The sequence below is a fragment of the Pseudomonas sp. JL27(2026) genome (assembly GCF_056933555.1).
Map to the genome: position 1 here is coordinate 4442676 of NZ_CM167794.1, position 20136 is coordinate 4462811.

17 protein-coding genes are annotated in these 20136 nt (G+C 60.7%); 2 read left to right on the forward strand and 15 right to left on the reverse strand.

Annotated features, from left to right (window positions below):
- Nucleotides 1–15 precede the first annotated feature (15 nt).
- Entirely contained in the window at nucleotides 16–1197 is a 1182-nt protein-coding gene (locus tag AC1Z1G_RS20225) for an aminotransferase class V-fold PLP-dependent enzyme (protein ID WP_483622089.1), read from the forward strand.
- 38 nt (nucleotides 1198–1235) lie between these two features.
- On the opposite strand, the gene AC1Z1G_RS20230 is transcribed toward AC1Z1G_RS20225, so the two are convergent.
- From AC1Z1G_RS20230 to zwf, 4 genes are all read right to left on the reverse strand, one after another.
- Nucleotides 1236–1961, reverse strand: coding sequence for an intradiol ring-cleavage dioxygenase (locus AC1Z1G_RS20230; protein ID WP_483622091.1), 726 nt, complete (start codon nucleotides 1959–1961; stop codon nucleotides 1236–1238).
- Between the two features lie 228 nt (nucleotides 1962–2189).
- Nucleotides 2190–2855, reverse strand: a complete 666-nt coding sequence (locus tag AC1Z1G_RS20235; RefSeq protein ID WP_347901609.1) for a bifunctional 4-hydroxy-2-oxoglutarate aldolase/2-dehydro-3-deoxy-phosphogluconate aldolase — start codon at nucleotides 2853–2855, stop codon at nucleotides 2190–2192.
- Between the two features lie 17 nt (nucleotides 2856–2872).
- Nucleotides 2873–3586 carry a 6-phosphogluconolactonase gene (pgl, locus tag AC1Z1G_RS20240; RefSeq protein WP_483622093.1) on the reverse strand — a complete coding sequence of 238 codons (714 nt, stop codon included), beginning with the start codon at nucleotides 3584–3586 and terminating at the stop codon, nucleotides 2873–2875.
- Entirely contained in the window at nucleotides 3573–5042 is a 1470-nt protein-coding gene (zwf, locus tag AC1Z1G_RS20245; RefSeq protein WP_483622095.1) for a glucose-6-phosphate dehydrogenase, read from the reverse strand. Before zwf ends, pgl begins: the two co-directional genes overlap by 14 nt.
- Nucleotides 5043–5248: 206 nt before the next feature.
- Between zwf and AC1Z1G_RS20250 the strand changes: the two genes are divergently transcribed.
- Nucleotides 5249–6109 carry a MurR/RpiR family transcriptional regulator gene (locus AC1Z1G_RS20250; protein ID WP_177318273.1) on the forward strand — a complete coding sequence of 287 codons (861 nt, stop codon included), beginning with the start codon at nucleotides 5249–5251 and terminating at the stop codon, nucleotides 6107–6109.
- A gap of 128 nt (nucleotides 6110–6237) precedes the next feature.
- Here the strand turns inward: AC1Z1G_RS20250 and AC1Z1G_RS20255 are convergent, their stop codons facing one another.
- The 11 genes from AC1Z1G_RS20255 to edd all read right to left on the reverse strand — a co-directional run bounded on the left by AC1Z1G_RS20255 (nucleotide 6238) and on the right by edd (nucleotide 19960).
- Nucleotides 6238–7092: a D-hexose-6-phosphate mutarotase gene (locus tag AC1Z1G_RS20255; protein WP_483622097.1), complete on the reverse strand. Its 855-nt coding sequence runs from the start codon at nucleotides 7090–7092 to the stop codon at nucleotides 6238–6240.
- Nucleotides 7093–7283: 191 nt separating this feature from the next.
- Nucleotides 7284–8633: a carbohydrate porin gene (locus AC1Z1G_RS20260; RefSeq protein ID WP_483622099.1), complete on the reverse strand. Its 1350-nt coding sequence runs from the start codon at nucleotides 8631–8633 to the stop codon at nucleotides 7284–7286.
- A gap of 193 nt (nucleotides 8634–8826) precedes the next feature.
- Nucleotides 8827–9987, reverse strand: coding sequence for an ABC transporter ATP-binding protein (locus AC1Z1G_RS20265; protein ID WP_483622101.1), 1161 nt, complete (start codon nucleotides 9985–9987; stop codon nucleotides 8827–8829).
- Nucleotides 9988–9990: 3 nt separating this feature from the next.
- On the reverse strand, nucleotides 9991–10827 hold the full coding sequence (locus tag AC1Z1G_RS20270; RefSeq protein WP_483622103.1) for a carbohydrate ABC transporter permease: 837 nt from the start codon (nucleotides 10825–10827) through the stop codon (nucleotides 9991–9993).
- On the reverse strand, nucleotides 10820–11728 hold the full coding sequence (locus tag AC1Z1G_RS20275; RefSeq protein ID WP_347901616.1) for a carbohydrate ABC transporter permease: 909 nt from the start codon (nucleotides 11726–11728) through the stop codon (nucleotides 10820–10822). The genes AC1Z1G_RS20270 and AC1Z1G_RS20275 overlap by 8 nt, the downstream gene beginning before the upstream one ends.
- Before the next feature lie 155 nt (nucleotides 11729–11883).
- A complete protein-coding gene (locus AC1Z1G_RS20280; RefSeq protein ID WP_483622106.1) occupies nucleotides 11884–13191 on the reverse strand; it encodes an ABC transporter substrate-binding protein in 1308 nt (435 codons plus the stop codon).
- A 116-nt stretch (nucleotides 13192–13307) separates the two neighbouring features.
- Nucleotides 13308–14567 carry a D-mannose isomerase gene (locus AC1Z1G_RS20285; protein ID WP_483622108.1) on the reverse strand — a complete coding sequence of 420 codons (1260 nt, stop codon included), beginning with the start codon at nucleotides 14565–14567 and terminating at the stop codon, nucleotides 13308–13310.
- A 244-nt stretch (nucleotides 14568–14811) separates the two neighbouring features.
- Nucleotides 14812–16239 carry an ATP-binding protein gene (locus AC1Z1G_RS20290; protein ID WP_483627933.1) on the reverse strand — a complete coding sequence of 476 codons (1428 nt, stop codon included), beginning with the start codon at nucleotides 16237–16239 and terminating at the stop codon, nucleotides 14812–14814.
- Nucleotides 16240–16270: 31 nt separating this feature from the next.
- On the reverse strand, nucleotides 16271–17002 hold the full coding sequence (locus AC1Z1G_RS20295; RefSeq protein WP_483622110.1) for a response regulator: 732 nt from the start codon (nucleotides 17000–17002) through the stop codon (nucleotides 16271–16273).
- Between the two features lie 175 nt (nucleotides 17003–17177).
- The gene (locus AC1Z1G_RS20300; RefSeq protein WP_483622112.1) at nucleotides 17178–18137 is read right to left on the reverse strand and encodes a glucokinase; all 960 of its coding nucleotides are present in this window, start codon (nucleotides 18135–18137) and stop codon (nucleotides 17178–17180) included.
- Nucleotides 18134–19960: a phosphogluconate dehydratase gene (gene edd, locus AC1Z1G_RS20305; RefSeq protein ID WP_483622114.1), complete on the reverse strand. Its 1827-nt coding sequence runs from the start codon at nucleotides 19958–19960 to the stop codon at nucleotides 18134–18136. The genes AC1Z1G_RS20300 and edd overlap by 4 nt, the downstream gene beginning before the upstream one ends.
- Nucleotides 19961–20136 lie beyond the last annotated feature (176 nt).

Sequence of the window (20136 nt, forward strand, 5' to 3'; positions counted from 1 at the left end):
CTGACAGAGCCGCCCATGCCCGACAACACGCACCGCGCCCACGATGAAGCCTTCTGGCAGACATTCGCTGACCGTTACGATGTCGTACCCGAGCCCATCAACCTGGAAAACGGCTACTTCGGGCGCATGTCCCGTACCGTGATCGAGGAGTATCAGCGCCACATCGACTTCATCAACCGCAGCAACTCGGTGCATGTACGCCAGCGCTTCGAACAGATCGAAAGCCTGGAGATACGCCAGCAGGTGGCCGAGTTGATCGGCGCCGAGCCTGAAGCCGTCGCCCTCACCCGCAACGCCTCCGATGCGTTGCAATCGCTGATCCGCAACTACAATCGCCTGGAGCCTGGCGACCAGGTGCTGATCTGCGACCTGGATTACGACACGGTCAAGGGCGCGATGCGCTGGCTCGCGCGTTATCGCGGCGTCGAAGTGATCGAGATCAACCACTCGCACCCGGCCAGTTTCGACAGTTTGCTGGCCACTTACCGCGAAGCATTCGTGCGTTACCCACGGCTCAAACTGATGGCCCTCACCCACGTCACCCACCGCACGGGCCTGGTCATGCCGGTGCAGGCGATTGCCGCGGCGGCCAGACAGCACGGCGTGGACGTGATCCTCGACGGTGCCCACGCCCTGGGGCAAATCGAGTTCAACCTCGATGAGCTGGGTATTGCCTTTGCCGGCTTCAACCTGCACAAATGGATCGGCGCACCGCTGACCCTCGGCTTCGCCTACATCGCCCCGTCGCGTCTGGCCGACATCGATCCGGACATGGGCGAAAGCCACTTCGCGAGCAACGATATCCGCTCGCGCACACCCTACAGCACTTCGAACATTCCGGCGCTGCTGACCTTGCCGCTGGTGCTCGAAGAACACCGTGCCATTGGTGGTTCGGCGGCCAAGGGCGCGCGGCTCAACTACCTGCGCAACCTCTGGGTGGGTGCCGTGCGCGGTGTGCCGGGTATCGAAGTCATGACCCCCGACGATCCGCGACTGTACTGCGGCATCACCTCGATGCGCTTCACCCGGCATGCCGACCAGCAACAGATGGTTGAACGGCTGCTCAACGAGCACAACCTGTTCACCGTCACCCGCAACGGCTCCGCGACGGGGCCGTGCATCCGCATCACGCCGGGGTTTACCAGCACGGCGGCGCAGATGCAGCGCCTGGCACAAGCGTTGGTCGAACTGAGTTGAGCCCTGCTGGCGCCCGAGCCTGTTCTCGGGTGCCGGATTCATACGGTGTACGTGTCGAAGTCCTCGCGTTTGATGTGTTCCGATACCGCTTGAGTGTCGATGCCAATAGTCATGTGCCCGAAATAACCGTCCTCCCAGGAATCGCGGCCAATGGGATAAATGTTCAAGGTCGATCGCTCTCCGCCCATGCGGGTGTAGAAGTCGTCCTGATCATTATTCAATACCGACACGGCGCGACCGGCGTATTCCCTGGCGTTAAGCACCGGCCGCGACGCCACCTCGGGTAGATACAGCTGCCCGACCCAAGCCACGTGTCGATCATCGAGGTAGTTGCTGCCCATGATTCGCACTGCCACATGAATGTGCAGCGCGCGTCCGGCATAGAACCCCGGATAAATGCTGGTAAACCTGACACACCCGTTCCTGTCGCTGAACTGGCCACCGCGCAGGTACGTGTCGTCGTCGGTGCGGGGAATGGCGCCGATGCTGCCGACGCTGACCTCCTGATCCGGATCCACTTTGCTCCAGCCGGAGTAAGCACCCCGCGCATTGCAGTGCCAGATATCGACCAGTGCATCTCTGACCGGCAGGCACGTCGCCGCGTCGACGATCCGCAGTTTGAGCAGTAACGGAACACCGCTGCTGCCTTCACTGATGTTCCTGCGAATCAGTTTCGGGTTTCGGAAATAGGGCCCGGCAATCTGCTCCGGTGCCAGCACGCAAACGTGCGCTTGGGGGGACGGGGTGGTTGGGCGATCATCCATGATCTGAACTCCTCTGCTGTGGTCTTGGACGGCTGATAGAGCATCAGCCTTTCGCCCAGCGTGAAGGAGAACCTGTGGCCATCTGCGGTAACTATATCTACAAGCCGTCTACGGACCGTCAACAGATGCATCCACCGCTGAAAGACGCGCAAAAAAAAACGGCGCACCGACCAAGTGCACCGTAAAGCCGTAGAACACAACAACGATTCTTCGTCAAAAAGCAGCCGGTCAGTCCAGCAGGGCCAGCGCCTCGGCGGTGCACTCCTGGATCCGCGCCCAGTCGCCGTTCTTGATCCACTCAGGGTCAAGCATCCAGCTACCGCCCACGCACATCACGTTTTTCAACGCCATGTAGCTCTTGATGTTCGCAGGCCCCACGCCGCCAGTCGGGCAGAAGCGCACTTCGCCGAACGGGCCGCCCAGAGCCTTGATGGCTGCGACGCCGCCACTGACTTCCGCCGGGAACAGCTTGAAACGACGATACCCCAGGCTGTACCCCTCCATGATCCCGGAGGCATTGCTGATGCCGGGCAACAGCGGAATCGGGCTGTCGACACTGGCTTCCAGCAGGTCACGGGTGATGCCCGGCGTGACAATGAACTGCGAGCCGGCCGCTTCGGCGGCGGCCAGCATGTTGCGATCAAGCACGGTGCCCGCGCCGGTCACCAGCTCCGGGCGTTGCTCGCGCAACACCTGGATGGCCTTGAGGCCGAACTGCGAGCGCAGGGTCACTTCCAGGGCCGTCAGGCCACCGGCCGCCAGCGCATCCGCCAACGGCAGAATGTCTTGCTCGCGGGCAATAGTGATCACCGGCAGGATCCGCGCCGTGGCGCAGAGGCTGTCGATCAGGGCAACTTTGTCCGCCATGGAAACGGTCGGTTGGGAGGTTGTCATAGCGGCTGATCCTTGGTTCATGGGCACCAGTAAATCTCTAACGTAGGTTGCAGAAACGCGCGAATCGGCATCGCGGCGACATCGTCACCGGCCAGTGCGGCACTCAGGGTGGTCAACTTGGACTGACCGGAAATCGACAACACGGTGTACTGCGCCGACGCCAGCAGCGCCCGGCTCATGCTCAGGCGCTGATGTGGCACGGTCGGCGCGAGCATCGGCCAGCAACGGCGCGTACCGTCGGCCTGCAACGCTTCGGCCAGGTTCGGGCTGCCTGGAAACAGCGACGCGGTATGCCCGTCATCGCCCATGCCCAGCACCAGCACGTCGATCGACGACAGCTCGCCGAGCAAACGATCGGCCTGCTGCGCCGCCTCCTCCAGATTGGCCGAGACGCTGTAGAGGCTCAGGAACTTGGCTTTCGCGGCCGGGCCCTGCAACAGGTAACGCTTGATCAGGCCGGCGTTGCTGTCGGCGTGTTCCACCGGCACCCAGCGCTCATCGGCGAGGGTGACCACAACCTTGGACCACTCCAGCGCTTGCTTGGCCAGGTGCTGGAAAAACGCGACCGGGCTGCGCCCACCGGAGACCACCAACGTGGCGCCGCCCTTCGTATCGATGGCGTCGCTCAATTGCCTGGCCACCTTCAAGGCGAGGCCTTCGGCCAACAGCACCGGGCTTTTGAACTCATGGGCGCTGACGCCTTGCGGCAGTTTGAATTCAGATATCGCCATACCACGACCTCCCATCACGCGTAATCAGTGCAATCGAGCTCATCGGCCCCCAGGACCCGGCCGCGTACGGCTTGGGTGCATCGCCGGACTTCTTCCACCCGGCGATCAGCTGATCACACCATTTCCACGCGGCTTCGATTTCATCTTTGCGGACAAACAGGTTCTGATTGCCGCGCATCACCTCCAGCAACAACCGCTCGTAGGCATCGGGGATGCGCGCGCTGCGATAGGTGTCGGAAAAATTCAGCTGCAACGGGCCGCTACGCAGTTGCATGCCCTTGTCCAGGCCCTGTTCCTTGGTCATCACGCGCAAGGAAATACCTTCGTCCGGTTGCAGGCGGATGATCAGTTTGTTGCTGATCTGCAAGCGCTGCTCAGGGGCGAAGATGTAGTGCGACGGTTCCTTGAAGTGAATGACGATCTGCGACAGTTTTTGCGGCATGCGCTTGCCGGTACGCAGGTAAAACGGCACGCCGGCCCAGCGCCAGTTGCGGATGTCGGCACGCAGGGCGACGAAGGTTTCGGTGTCGCTCTGGGTGTTGGAGTTTTCTTCCTCCAGGTAACCGGGCACCGATTTGCCTTCGCTGTAGCCCGCAATGTACTGGCCGCGCACCACTTGAGTGGTCAGGCCTTCCGGGCTGATCGGCGCCAGGGCCTTGAGCACTTTGACTTTTTCGTCGCGGATACTGTCGGCCGAAAGGTCCGCAGGCGGGTCCATGGCGATCAGGCACAGCAACTGCAACAGGTGATTCTGGATCATGTCGCGCAGCTGGCCGGCCTTGTCGAAGTAGCCCCAGCGGCCTTCGATACCAACCTTCTCGGCCACGGTGATTTCCACGTGGGAGATGTAATTCTGGTTCCACTGGGTTTCGAACAGGCTGTTGGCGAAACGCAGGGCGATCAGGTTTTGAACCGTTTCCTTGCCCAGGTAATGGTCGATGCGATAGGTGCGGTTCTCCGGGAAGAACTGTGCCACGGCATCGTTGACCTTGCGCGACGACTCCAGGTCCGAACCGATGGGTTTTTCCAGCACCACACGGGTGTTTTCGTTGAGGCCGACTTTGGACAGGTTCTCGCAAATCGCCCCGTACACCGCTGCCGGTGTGGCGAAATACGCGATCATCCGCTGAGACTTGCCCGCCAGCTCGGCCAAGGCAACGTAATCGTCCGCCTTGAGGAAGTCGACATGCAGGTAAGTCAGGCGGCCCAGGAAGCGTTCGACCACCGTTTCATCGATGTCCTTGGCCTCGACGTACTGGCGCAGTTGAGCGGCGATGTTCGCCAGGTGCTCGTGCTCGCTGCCCGGCTCACGAGCCAGCGCAAAGATTCGCGTGTCCTCGTGCAACAGGCCGGCACCATCGAGTTGGTACAAGGCAGGAAACAGCTTGCGCAGGGCCAGATCGCCCAGGGCGCCGAACAAGGCAAAGGTGCACGGTTCAACCGTAATCGAAGGCATGATGTTTGTTCTTTTATCAAGTTAAGCTACAAATACCTTTTTTCAAGGCATCGCTCAAGGAAAAATGTAGTAATAACCATAACATTTTTCCAAAATATAGAATCCGAGTGGTGGTCGGTCGGAGCCATCAGTAGGATAGGCCACCGTTATGGGCTGCTTCAAAGGCCCCGTTTGCATAGCCGACCTAAGGAACATGTATGGACCGCGTGCGAAATTTACTGGAACAGATCCAGAATCGCCTTGAAGACCTGAACAAGGCAGAACGTAAAGTCGCCGAAGTGATCCTGCTCAATCCTCAGCAGGCGACCCGCTTCAGCATCGCCGCCCTCGCCCAGGCCGCCTCGGTCAGCGAGCCGACGGTCAACCGTTTCTGCCGTTCGTTTGGCGTCAGCGGCTACCCGGAACTCAAGTTGCAACTGGCCCAAAGCCTGGCCAGCGGTGCGGCGTATGTCAGCCGCGCGGTGGAAGCCGACGACAACCCCGAAGCCTACACCCAGAAAATCTTTGGCAGCGCGATTGCGTCGCTGGACAGCGCCTGCCAAGCGCTGGACCCGAACCTGATCAGCCGCGCCGTGGATTTGCTGATCCAGGCCCGGCAGATCCACTTCTTCGGCCTCGGCGCATCAGCCCCGGTGGCCCTGGATGCGCAGCACAAGTTCTTCCGCTTCAACCTGGCCGTCACCGCCCATGCCGATGTGCTGATGCAACGGATGATTGCCTCGGTGGCTCACACCGGTGAGTTGTTCGTGATCATTTCCTACACCGGCCGCACCCGCGAACTGGTGGAAGTGGCGCGCATTGCCCGCGAGAACGGTGCCTCGGTACTCGGCCTGACCGCAGAAGGTTCGCCACTGGCCAAGGCCAGCACCCTGAGCCTGAACATTCCGCTGCCTGAAGATACCGACATCTACATGCCGATGACCTCGCGGATCATCCAGTTGACGGTACTCGACGTACTCGCCACCGGCATGACCCTGCGCCGTGGCGTCGACTTCCAGCCACACCTGCGCAAGATCAAGGAAAGCCTCAACGCCAGCCGGTATCCGATTGGCGATGAGTTCAACTAACCCCTTCTGTGACCTGCGTCGCCCGATAAACTGTCTTCGCGAGCAAGCCCGCTCCCACAGGATCGCGCCGTACCTGTGGGAGCGGGCTTGCTCGCGAAGGCGATGGGCGCCACACCACAGAAATTGAGTTAAATCCCCACCCGAGCCTGCAAACTCAAATGCGCCCGCTCCCCCGGCGCCAGGCTCAGGCTGTCGGTGCCACCGCTCGCGGCCTCGACGCAGACAAACTCCGAGACTTCATCCCAGCTCACCCCCAACAGTGGCCGTGACCCCGGGTGCCAGACCACCGTGTCGGCGCTGTCGCCGGTGTCGATGCACAATTGACGCTGCCAGGCGTGGTCCTTGAGCTGCAATTCACCCTCGTGCTGGAACACCCGCTGGCACCCGCCGTCGACCCGCAACTCGCCTTCCTGCTGGCAGGTTTCACGTTTGAGCTGGTCATAGCCTTGCACGCCGTCGAGCCCAGACAGCGCTACCTCACCGATATCACCAATACGCCAGTAAGCGTGCAAAGCATGGCTCAGCTGGCATGGCAGGCTGTCCTGATGTTCGGTGCTCAGACGCAAATCCATACGCTCACCCAGATGCGCGTGCAGGTCCACCTGCCAGTCGCACAGCTGCAATTGCCAATGCAGGCGCACGCCGTCGTCATCGCTGCTGCTGTCGATCAGCTTCCAGTCGATCAGCCGCGCCCAGCCATGGGACGGCCAGGCGTTTTCGCTGGGGTGACGGCCATACCACGGCCAGCACACTGGCACGCCGCCACGAATGGCCCCGACTTGCGGCCACTTCGCCGCACACCAGAGCCACGGTTTCTGGCCCCTGGGCTGGAAATGCAGCAATTGTGCACCCTGCCGGCTGAACACCGCCTGGCACAGCGGATGGTCGATCACCAGCACTTCGCGCTGCCGATAGCGTTCCCACGCAAACACCGGACGTTCGCGCAAGGACTTGAAGAAGCGTTGTAGCGGATGCTCATGCATGTGCCGCGGTCCTGAAAATCATGGGTGTATTCATACACTTTTGTGTCGGCTAACTGACTGTGGCGAGGGAGCTTGCTCCCTCGCCACAAAAGCGTACGCGAAAAGTCCGCGTTGGCTCACCCAAAAAAAAGCGGACAGCCTTGGCCATCCGCAAAATGCGCATTATAGAAAGGAGCTTATCGCAGCTTAAGTTAGAACACCGACTGAATTTTCAAACCGGCGACGATCGCGTTGTCGACTTCGTCCACGCCCCCAGGATGAGTGATGTACTGCAGGTTAGGGCGTACGGTCAGCCAGTTGGTAACGTGGAAACCGTAGTTGATCTCGTAGTTGTACTCAGTGCTACGCAGCGGCGAGAACATCGGATCGTCGTAACGGGTGGCTCCGTTGGCGACGTTGAGCAACTCGGCATTTTTCTTCACATCATTGTTGACGTGGATACGGGAGAAACCGATGCCGACGTCATCTTTTGGACGTGCATCAAACGGGCCTTTGTACACAAACATCAACGACTGATAGTTGTCGACAACGTTGGTGTCCTTATCGTGGAAGGTCGCGTTGGCCGCGATGTTCAGCCCGCGAGAAGCGTCGCCATTGTGGCTGGTGAGTTGCTGCTGCACCACGAACCAGTAGCCGTGCTTGCTATCGTGGGAGCGATAAGCTTTGCCTGTTGTTGCCGCATCCTGGCCATTGACGTCCTCGCGAACATCGGCGGCATCGGCGGTACTTTTGTAGTAACCGACACGGTATTCGCCCGGCAGATTGTTGACCTTCGGCGACCAGACCAGCTCGACCGGCAGGACCGTGCCCGCCGTACCGCTGCCACTGAGCTTGAAGCCGTTACCGTGCTCCAGTTGTGACGGGTTCTGGTTGTACGCGCCAATCTGCGCAAAGAACTCAGGCGTGATGTTGTACTTCACGCGGATCGCCGCCTGGCTGACCGGCCAGTTGTACCAGATGTTGGTGGCCCAGTTACCCACTTGGGAACCGCAGAACGCCAGGTTCTGGAACTCGCACGGGAAGGTGTTGAAGTCTTCGCCTTCACCGAAGTAACCGGCCTTGACGTCCAGTTTATTGTCGAAGAACTGATGCTGGATCCACAATTGGGTCAATCGGACCATATGGCCCCGCCCGTAGACTTCCTGCGAGGAACTCAAGGTGCCGGCACGCGGGTCGCCGACACGGTCATTGGAGATGTTCTGACCGTTACGGTTGGTGAACTGGACCTTCGCCTGGGTGTTATCCCAACCCAGCAGTTTTTGCAGGTCCAGCGCCACGCCCAGGCCAAACTGGTCGCTGTAGCGCGCGGTCTTGTCGTCGTTGTAGCCCCCATGCAGGTTGCCACCCACTTCACCGACGTAGTCCATTTTGATGTCGACGCCTTGCTCGATCAGCTTGGTTCGCTCACCGCCCCAATCACCGGTCATCCACTTCGAATCGGCACTGAACGCCTCGGCGGCGTGCACGCTACCAGCCAGGCTCATCGCCGCAATCGCGGACAGCTGGCAGATAAACCGGGTACGGGTGTTGTTCTTCTTCATCCCTACATCCTCGTTCTTTATTGTTATTAACTGTTTTTATCTAACGCGGTTTACAACCGTTGCGACGAATGTCCCCATCCGCCACGAATCCCCTGTGGGAGCGGGCTTGCTCGCGAAGGCGGTGTATCAGTCGACATCAATGCTGTATGTCCGACCGCTTTCGCGAGCAAGCCCGCTCCCACATTTCTGATCTTCAGCGGCCTTTGAACTGGGTGACGTTTGCGCTGTGAGTTTCGGTTTTCGCTTGGCCGGCCGTCCCCAGGCGCTCGCCTGTCTTGGCATCGAACAGCAGCACTTTCGATGGGTCGAATTGCAGGGTCAGGGTCTCGCCCACGGCCGGCGCCACGTCCGGCGCGAGGCGGCAGCAGACTTTGGTTTCATTGAGATTGACGAACACCAGGGTGTCCGGGCCAGTCGGCTCGGTGACCTGCACTTCGGCGCGAATGGTCGGCAAGCCATTGGCCTCGCCGTTCGCCAGAACGATCTGTTCCGGGCGCATGCCGAGGATCACTTCGCGGTCCTCAAGACCGGCGTCCTGCATGCCCAGCGGCAACTCACAGCGCGCCTGGCCACTGTCGAGCAGCGCCAGCAGGCGACCTTCCTTGCGCTGCAAGCGCAGCGGAATGAAGTTCATCGGTGGCGAGCCAATGAAGCTCGCCACGAACAGGTTGGCCGGGTCGTTGTAGATCTGCTTCGGCGTACCGAACTGCTGGATGATGCCGTCCTTCATCACCGCCACTTTGTCGCCCAGGGTCATCGCTTCGATCTGGTCGTGGGTCACGTAGACCGTGGTGGTTTTCAGGCGCTGATGCATCAGTTTCATTTCGGTGCGCATCTCGACCCGCAGCTTGGCGTCGAGGTTGGACAGCGGTTCGTCGAACAGGTAAATCTTCGGCCGCCGCGCCAGCGCCCGGCCCATGGCCACGCGTTGCTGCTGACCACCGGAAAGCTGGCCGGGTTTGCGGCCAAGCAGGTGTTCGATTTGCAGCAGCTTGGCCACCCGCGCAACTTCTTCCTCGATTTCAGCGGCGGGCATTTTGCGAATCTTCAGGCCGAACGCGATGTTGTCGCGCACGCTCATGGTCGGGTACAGCGCGTAAGACTGGAACACCATGGCGATGTCGCGATCTTTCGGGCTCATGCCGCTGATGTCCGCGTCATCCACCAGAATCGCCCCGCCGCTGATGTTTTCAAGCCCCGCGATGCAGTTCATCAAGGTGGACTTGCCGCAACCGGACGGGCCGACAAGGATCAGGAACTCACCATCATCAATCTTCAGTTCGATGTTTTTCAGGGTGTCTGGCAAGCCGCTGCCGTAGGTCTTGTTGACGTTGCGTAATTCGAGAGTTGCCATGTTCTACCCCTTGACCGCGCCGGACGTCAGCCCACGCAGGAAATACTTGCCAGCGAATATGTAGACCAGCAGTGTCGGCAGCCCGGCGATCATCGCCGCCGCCATGTCAACGTTGTATTCCTTGGCCCCGGTACTGGTGTTGACCAGGTTGTTCAGGGCCACGGTGATTGGCTGGGCATCGCCACTGGCGAAGACCACGCCGAACAGAAAGTCATTCCAGATCTGAGTGAACTGCCAGATCAGGCAGACCATCACAATCGGGATCGACATCGGCAGCAGGATCTTCCAGAAGATCGTGAAGAAGCCCGCGCCATCCAGCCGCGCCGCCTTGACCAGCGCATCCGGAATGCTCACGTAGTAGTTGCGAAAGAACAGCGTGGTAAACGCCAGGCCGTAGACAATGTGCACCAGCACCAGACCGGTGGTGGTGTTGGCCAGGCCGAGCTTGCCCACGGTGAACGAGGCCGGCAGCAACACGGTCTGGAACGGCAGGAAGCAGCCGAACAACAGCAGACCGAAAAACAGCTGCGAACCGCGAAAGCGCCACATCGACAGCACGTAGCCGTTCAGGGCACCGATGAACGTGGAAATGAGTACCGCCGGCACGGTGATTTTCACCGAGTTCCAGAAGTAACCGCCCACGGCATCCCAGGCCTTGAACCAGCCGATGCCGTCGATCACTTGCGGCCAGCTCAGCAGGTTGCCGGTGCGGATGTCTTCAGGCGACTTGAAGCTGGTCAGCAGCATCACCACCAACGGGATCAGGTAGACCGCCGCCGCCAGCAGCAACGTGGCGTAGATGGCGACGCGGCTGAAGCTCAAGCGCGGTTGATTAATCATGGCGTTTGCCTCGCAGCTCGGAGTACAGGTACGGCACCAGAATCGCCAGGATCGCGCCCAGCATCATCATCGCACTGGCCGAACCGATGCCCATCTGGCCACGGCTGAAGGTGAAGGAATACATGAACATCGCCGGCAAGTCGGACGAGTAACCCGGACCGCCCGCCGTCATTGCCGCCACCAGGTCAAAGCTCTTGATCGCAATGTGCGCAAGGATCATGAAGGCGCTGAAAAACACCGGCCGCAGGCTCGGCAGGACGATCTTCAGATAGATGGTCGGCAGGCTCGCGCCGTCGACCTGAGCGGCGCGGATGATCGATTGATCAACACCCCGCAGGCCGGCCAGGAACATCGCCATCACAAACCCCGAGGCTTGCCAGACAGCGGCAATCACCAGGCAGTACACCACGCGATCCTGATCCACCAGCCAATCCAGGCGAAAGCCCTCCCAACCCCAGTCACGCAGCATCTTGTCCAGGCCCAGGCCTGGGTTGAGCAGCCATTTCCACGCAGTACCGGTGACGATCATCGACAGCGCCATCGGGTACAGATAAATGGTGCGGATGAAACCTTCCTTGCGAATGCGCTGGTCCAGCAGCACCGCCAGGAACACACCCAGCAGCAGGCTGATGCCGATGAACATGCCGCCGAAGAGCGCGAGGTTCTTGCTCGCGACCCACCAGCGATCGTTGTCCATCAAGCGTATGTATTGCTGCAGGCCGACCCACTTGTAGCTCGGCATGAAGCTTGAGTTGGTGAAGGACAGAATGAACGTCCAGATGATGTAGCCATAAAAACCGACCAACACGATCAACATGCTCGGTGCCAAAACCAGTTTGGGGAGCCAGCGTTGCAGTGCGTCGAACGGTGAGGCTTTGCTGAAAACCGCCACAGAGCTCATCGGGATAATCCAGGTGGGGAGAAATGAATCGACACAGTGATCCCTTGTGGGAGCGGGCTTGCTCGCGAAAGCGGACTGACATCCAACACAGATGTCGACTGACTTACCGTCTTCGCGAGCAAGCCCGCTCCCACAGGATCAGGCTGTATTCGGGATTACTGGGCGGCTTTGACGGCCGATGCCAGTTGGGCGCTGGCCTTGGCCGGGTCTGCGTCCTTGTCGTTCATGAAGTTGGTCACCACATCGAAGATCGCGCCCTGCACGGCCAGGGACGTGGCCATGTTGTGCGCCATGCTCGGTTGCAGGCCCCCGGTCTTCTCATCCGCCAGGAAGTCCTTGGCCGATGCCTGGGCGCACGAGTCGAAGCCCGACGCGCTCATGTCGTTGAGCATGTCGGTACGCACCGGGATAGAACCTTTGTTGATGCTGAAGACCTTCTGGAAGTCTTTACCCAACGCGACCTTGGCCAGGTCCTGTTGAGCGGCGATGTCGCCCTTGCGATCAGCCTTGAGCTTGAACACGGCGAGGGAATCGATGTTGTAGGTGAAGGCTTTTTCGGTGCCTGGGAACGGTACGCACTGGTAGTCCTTGCCGGCCACTTTGTGCGCGGCAGTCCACTCGCTCTTGGCCCAGTCGCCCATCATCTGCATGCCGGCCTTGCCATTGATCACGTCGGCAGCGGCGATGTTCCAGTCACGACCCGCGCGGTTGGGGTCCATGTAACCGGTGAGTTTTTTAAGCTCGGTGAAAGACTTGACCATCTCGGGGCCCGAGAGGGCTTTCTGATCCAGGTCGACCAGGGCTTTTTTGTAGCCATCCGCGCCCATGACCGAGAGCACCACGTCTTCAAACACCGTGCTGTCCTGCCATGGCTGACCGCCGTGGGCCAGGGCAATGAAGCCGGCAGCCTTCAGCTTGTCGCCAGCGGCATAGAATTCTTCGAGAGTGGTCGGGGCTTTTTCGATACCGGCTTTCTTGAAGACTTCCGGGTTGATCCACAGCCAGTTGACCCGGTGAATGTTCACCGGCACCGCGACATAGTCACCCTCGTACTTGACGGTGTCGGCGACTTTCTTCGACAACAGGCTGTCCCAGTTTTCCGCTTTGGAAACGTCTTTCAAGGCATCGGTGCTGAGCAGGCCGGTGCTACCCCACTCCTGGATGTCCGGGCCTTTGATTTGTGCGACACCTGGCGGGTTACCCGCAACAGCGCGGCTCTTGAGTACGGTCATGGCCGTAGAGCCACCGCCGCCGGCGACCGCACCGTCCTTCCAGATGAAGCCGTCTTTTTCGACTTGAGCCTTGAGGACATCGACCGCTGCTTTTTCGCCACCCGATGTCCACCAGTGCACGACTTCCACGGAGCCTTTGGAATCGGCGGCAAGGGCACTGAGGGGAAATGCAGTCAGGGGAAACAATGAGGCGAGAGAAATGACAGTGGCGAGGCGAGAAATCGCATTCATCTGAAGTACCTTTCTTGTTGTTATGCATGCAAGTCTGGTGCTTGCGCTGCAAACGAGTTTAAACAGCGTAGTCCACCTCGCAGGTAACGAAGCGACGGTGAAATGTCACCGCATGGTTACATAAGTGCCGGGCTAGACACCTGGGCCAATGCCGAGGCCATGCTAGGCGCCAATGGCAAGCGCGGAATCAGCACGGCTTGCCAGGCGTGATAGAGGTCTGGTTTACCGCCCCAGATCTCGGCGCTCGGGCGGTTTTGCGGGTCGAGTTCGTGGTGCCAACTGCCGTGAGCCCGGTCGATCAGGCAGGTTTCGCTGTATTCCCAAAAACGCCGATACCAGGTTTCGTACTGCGCCTCACCCGTGCGCTTGAGCAAGGCACTCGCGGCCGCACTCGCTTCGCAGTGAACCCAGTGCAAACGCTGGCGTACCACCGGGCGATGGCTCCAGTCGAGGGTGTAGACGATGCCCGGCGCGCCATCGACTTCCCAGCCGTGCCGGCAGTTGCTCTCGAAGAGTTTTTGCGCATCGACCGCCAGCCAGCCCGGAGTGAGCATGCCCACTTGCACCCGCGCCGCTTCCAGGTGCAGCAGCAGCCGTGCCCACTCAAAACCATGACCCGGCGTGGTGCCGTAAGGGCGAAAACCGTCGGTGGGGTTGTCGTGGTTGTACTCAGGCAATGGCTGCCAGCCTTGATCGAAATGCTCAACGACCTGGTAGTCGTTGGTGGCCGCGTGACCGTGAATCACCCGTTCGACAATCCGCAGTGCGCGGCTCAGCCAACGGTTGTCCTGGGTGACATCGGCCAGCGCGAGAAACGCTTCGGTGGCGTGCATGTTGCTGTTGGCGCCGCGATAGGCTTCATCGCGGCTCCAGTCACGATTGAAGGACTCGCGCATCGCGCCCTCCTCTTCGCTCCAGAAATGCTGCTCGATGATCGCGATTGCGTCGTTGAGCAAGGCCTGTGCACCGGGCCGTCGGGCAACCACCGCCGAGCTGGCCGCCAGCGCCACGAACGCATGCAGGTACGCAGCTTTGCCGGTATTGCCGTCGCGGTGCTCAGGTGTTGCGAACCAACCGCCGAATTCGGCGTCACGTAGCGGACCGCAGAGGGCTTTGATGCCGTGATCCACCCGCTCGCCAAACCCTGGCAGGCCCTGAATGTGTGCCATGGCGAAGCTGTGGGTCATGCGGGCGGTGTTCAGGGTGTGAGCCTGGGCATCGGCCGGCAGTTGACCGTGTTCGTCCATATGGCCGAAGCCCTCGGGCAGCTTCGACGCTTTGGCAAATGCCAGCAGGCGCAGGCCTTCATCGGCCAGCCATTGCTGATGGGCAGGCGCGTTCAGCCAACTGCTGAATGCAGGTTGGAAGGTGTTCATGAGGGACCTTTTTTGTTGTTATGACTGCTGGGAGTCTAAACAACGTAGGGGAAGGCGCAGGTAACGAAGGGGGCTGGCTGTGTCACTGACTTGTGACGTTTGTTTAAAAAAATGTGTTGAATGCTCCGATGCTTTCGCGAGCAAGCCCGCTCCCACACTTGACCGTGTCGAACACAGATTTTGTGTACGCCGAGAATCTAATGTGGGAGCGGGCTTGCTCGCGAAGAACGATAACGCGGTATCCCTAATCAACACTGCGGGGCAACTGCAACGTCACCCGCAGCCCGCCCTCGCGCAAATTCTGCAAACTCACTTCCCCACCATGGCTATGGGCAATGTTGCGCGCAATGCCCAGCCCCAGCCCATAACCCTGCTGCTGACCGGCCAGACGAAAGTGCGGTTCGAACACTTGCTCCAGGCGCTGCTGCGGAACCCCTGGGCCTTCGTCGTCGACGTGCAGAATGAAGGCGCTGTGATCATCGTCGATGTGCAAATGGGCGTTCTGTCCGTACTTCAGGGCGTTGTCGATCAGGTTGCCGATGCAGCGCTTGAGCGCCAAGGGCTTGCCAGGGTACGGCGCCAGCGCCCGCCCCTGCTGGGTCACGCGGCCATTGCCGTGGGGCGCCAGATAAGGTTCGACCAGACAATCGAGCACATGGTTGAGGTCCACCGGCTCGATATTTTCATGAATGTCGGTGTCCTTGACGCACTGCAACGCGCCTTTGACCAGCAACTCCAATTCGTCCAGATCACGGCCAAACTTGGCTTGCAGTTGCTCGTCCTCGAGCAGTTCGACCCGCAACCGCAGGCGGGTGATCGGCGTGCGCAGATCATGGGAAATCGCACTGAACAACTGGCTGCGCTCGGTCAGGTAACGGCTGATGCGTTCGCGCATCGCGTTGAACGCACGCCCGACTTCGACCACTTCACTGCCGCCCCCCTCGGCCACCGGTTCGACCTCGGCGCCCAGCGACAGGTCCCGTGCGGCCCGCGCCAGACGCTTGAGCGGGCGACTCTGCCAGTGCACCAGCAAGCCGATGAACAGCAGCAAAAAACCGCTGGTAAGCACAATGAACCAGACCTGCTGCGCCGGCAGGCCTTGTTCTTCGAGGCTGGTGTAGGGCTCAGGCAGGAGCGAGGCGATGTACAGCCATTCACCCTTGGCCAGTTTGATCTGAGTGACCAGCACCGGTGGGTTGACCGGTTCCAGGGTCAGGGCGTAATGCGCCCAGGAGCGCGGCAACTCGTCGAGCTTCAGGCCACCGTTGAAGATGCGCAGGTCCTGGGGGCTGACGAAGGTCACCGAGATATCGACATCGTTGCCCAGGGACGTACGCAACACGTCCTCCACCGCCTCCAGCACCGCTTGTTTGCGCGGCGTCGCGGGCAGCACCTCCATGCCCAACGGTTTGTCGTTGAGGGTCACGACGAAACGGGTGCCGCCCATGCTGCGCAATTGGTCGAGCACCAGCGGTCGATAAGCCACCGGCAAGGAGCGAAAGTAACTGACGCTGGCCGTCATCGAATGGGCCAGGCTGCGGGCGGCAGTCACCAGCCCTTCCAACTGGGTGGCACGCAATTGCGAGACCCAGATCACACTCGACAGCGCCTGGGCAAACAGCACCACCAGCAGGGTCAGCAGCAACATCCGCCCGAGCAGCGAACGCGGCACTGGCACTCGCCGAATCAACCGGGCGAAGGCCTCAGTGACCATTGCTGGCAACCACGTTGGCGGCCAGTTGATAGCCACTGCCGCGCACCGTGCGGATCAGGCGTGGGGGTTTTTCGGTATCGCGCAGACGCTGGCGCAAACGGCTGACGGCCATGTCGACGATGCGATCGAGCGGCATCAGGTCGCGGCCACGGGTGGCGTTGCCGATGGTGTCGCGGTCGAGGATTTCCTGCGGGTGATCGAGGAACAGTTTGAGCAGGGCGAAATCGGCACCGGAGAGAATCACTTCCTCACCGTCGGTGTGAAACAAGCGGTGGCTGACCATGTCCAGGCGCCACTCATCGAACGCCAGCACTTCGCCGCCGGAGCGCTCCTGACCGAACTGTGCACGGCGCAGCAAAGCCTTGATCCGTGCCTGCAATTCGCGCGGGCTGAAGGGTTTGCCAAGGTAGTCGTCGGCGCCCAGTTCCAGGCCAATGACCCGGTCGGCCTCGTCGGAGCTGGCGGTGAGCATGATGATCGGCACCTGGGCCTGACGCGGGTGCTGGCGAACCCAGCGGCACAGGCTGAAGCCGTCTTCGTCCGGCAGCATCACGTCGAGGATCACCAGGTCGCTGGGCGCCTCGTTCAGCGCCTGACGAAACCCTGCGCCATCGGGCGTAGTGCGCACCTGGAAGCCGGCGCGGCTGAGGTAGGTGTCCAGCAACTCGCGTATCTCTTGATCGTCATCGACCAACAAAATCGACTTGTTGACTGAGCTCACAGGGCGGCGTCCTTGTTGTTATGGATGGGGCGGATTATGCCTTAAGTACCGAATCTGCAAACACCGCAGAAACACTGTGGGAGCGGGCTTGCTCGCGAAGAGGCCATCACGTCCGACATCGTCGTTGACTGACAGTCCGCCTTCGCGAGCAAGCCCTCTCCCACAGGTAAGCACTTCAGGCTGGAATGGACTGGTCGAGCGCCACACCCGCGCCGGTCAAACCGGAATACGGCGCAGTGACCAGCCACACCGGAATGCCATTGAAGTACTCGCTCATGCAACCCTTGTCGGCGAAGCATCGGGCGAAACCGCTTTGCAGGAAGAAATCGGCAAAACGCGGAATCACCCCACCGACGATGTACACCCCGCCACGCCCACCGGTGGTCAATACGTTGTTGCCGGCCACGCGACCGAGCCAGCAGCAGAACTGCTCCAGCACTTGCAGGGCAATCGGATCACCGGCAAGGCCAGCGGCAGTAATCGCCTCCGGGGTGTCGAGCACAGGTGTGTGCCCGTCCACCGCGCAGATCGCCCGGTAGACCCGCAGCAAACCACTGCCGCTGAGTGCGGTTTCAGCGCTGACGTGGCCGATTTCGTTGTAGATGTGCTGCCAGAGCCGGGTTTCACGCGGGCTGCTCAGCGGCAGGTCGACATGCCCGCCCTCGCCCGGCAACGCGGCCCAACGGCCTTCGCCAAGGTCCAGCAAGGTGCCCACGCCCAAGCCTGTGCCAGGGCCGATCACCACTGCCGGGCGCATCGGTTCCGGTGTGCCTTCGCACACCACCCGAAACTCGTCCGGTTGCAAACGGGTCATGCCCAGGGCCATGGCCGAGAAGTCGTTGACCAACAACAACTGATCGACCTGCAAGGTCTGGCAGAACTCCTTGCGACTCAGCCGCCAGTGGTTGTTGGTGAATTTGAATTCATCGCCACTGACGGGGCCGGCCACCGACAGGCACACCGCGCCAATCGAGCCGGGCTTGAGCCCAAGCTCCGCCAGGTAGACGCCAATCGCCTCTTCCGGGCTGGCGTGGTCCGCCGTCGCCAGCACCTGGATCGACGCCAGTTGCTGGTCCTTCCACAACGCAAACCGCGCGTTGGTCCCGCCAATATCACCGACCAGGGCCAGTTTCACTTAAGCGTCTCCAGGGCAGAGGTAAAGGCGCTGGCGCCCTGCTCTGCCGAGCTGAACGCCATGCGCATGAAACCAAACAGTTCGCGACCGCTGCCAACGTTGTTGCCCAGCAACCCCTTGGCGGGTTCGCGGGCAGCAAACTCATCGTCATCGACCATCAGTTGCAAGGTGCCCTTGGCGCCATCGACGCGGATGATATCGCCCTCTTGCACCCGTGCCAAAGCACCGCCGACAAAGGCTTCGGGGCTGACGTGAATCGCCGCCGGGATTTTCCCCGACGCGCCGGACATGCGCCCGTCGGTGACCAGCGCAACCTTGAAGCCGCGATCCTGCAACACGCCCAGGAACGGGGTCATCTTGTGCAGTTCCGGCATGCCGTTGGAGCGCGGCCCCTGGAAGCGCATTACCGCGACAAAGTCTTTTTCCAGCAGCCCGGCCTTGAAGGCGTCCGCCAGGTCTTGCTGATCCTGGAACACCATCGCTGGCGCTTCGACCACTTGATGTTCCGGTGCCACAGCCGAGACTTTCATCACGCCACGCCCCAGGTTGCCTTCCATCACTCGCAGGCCACCTTCCGGCGAGAACGCCCGTGCGACAGGACGCAGGATGTTTTCATCGAGGCTTTCGATCGGGCCTTCGCGCCACACCAGTTTGCCGTTATCGAGGAACGGTTCCTGGGTGTAACGGCTCAGGCCGTGACCGAGAACCGTGTTGACGTTTTCATGGAGCAAACCGGCTTCCAGCAATTCGCGGATCAGGAACGACATGCCGCCCGCTGCCTGGAAGTGGTTGATGTCGGCTTTACCGTTCGGGTAGACGTGGCTCAGGGTCGGCACCACCTCGGAGAGGTCGGCCATGTCCTGCCAGGTCAATTGAATGCCCGCCGCCATGGCGATGGCCGGCATGTGCAGGGTGTGGTTGGTCGAACCGCCCGTGGCGTGCAACGCAACAATCGAGTTGACCAGCGAACGCTCGTCGACGATTTCGCCGATGGGCATGAAGCTGCCGCTCTGCTTGGTCAGGCGGGTGACCTGGTGCGCCGCTTCGCGGGTCAGTGCATCGCGCAACGGGGTGTTCGGGTTGACGAACGAGGCGCCGGGCAAGTGCAGGCCCATGACTTCCATCAGCAACTGGTTGGTGTTGGCGGTGCCGTAGAACGTGCAGGTGCCGGGGCTGTGATAGGACTTCATCTCCGATTCCAGCAGCTCTTCACGGGTGGCCTTGCCTTCGGCGTAACGCTGGCGCACGTCGGCTTTCTGTTTGTTGGAAATGCCCGAGACCATCGGCCCGCCCGGCACGAAAATCGTCGGCAGGTGACCGAAGCGTAGCGCGCCCATCATCAGGCCCGGCACGATCTTGTCGCAGATGCCCAGCATCAGCGCGCCGTCGAACATATTGTGGGACAACGCCACTGCCGTCGACAGCGCAATCACTTCGCGGCTCGGCAGGCTCAGTTCCATGCCCGGCTCGCCCTGGGTCACGCCATCGCACATGGCGGGAGTGCCACCGGCGAACTGACCGACCGAACCGATTTCGCGCAGGGCTTCCTTGATCTGTTGCGGGAACACTTCGTAGGGCTGGTGCGCCGAGAGCATGTCGTTATAGGACGAAACAATCGCCACGTTGGCCGCGTTCATCATCCGCAGGCTGTTCTTGTCCTCACTGCCACATCCGGCCACGCCATGGGCGAAGTTGGCACATTGCAGCTTGCCGCGCATCGGGCCGTCACTGGCGGCGCCGCGAATCAATGCAAGGTAGGCCTCACGCGTAGCGCGACTACGAGTGATAAGCCGTTCGGTGACCTCAAGAACGCGGGGATGCATGTGTAGAACTCCAGGCTAACGGATGTGGCGACCTGATTGTCTATGCTGATCAAAAGCCGTTGTTGTTGGAATGACAGACGGTTTTCTTGACCACTCGGACCAGTTGATTCAGGTCACTCGTTGTAGATAAAACAAAATACTGCCACTAAAAAGGCTTGTTTTCTATTTTTATGCGA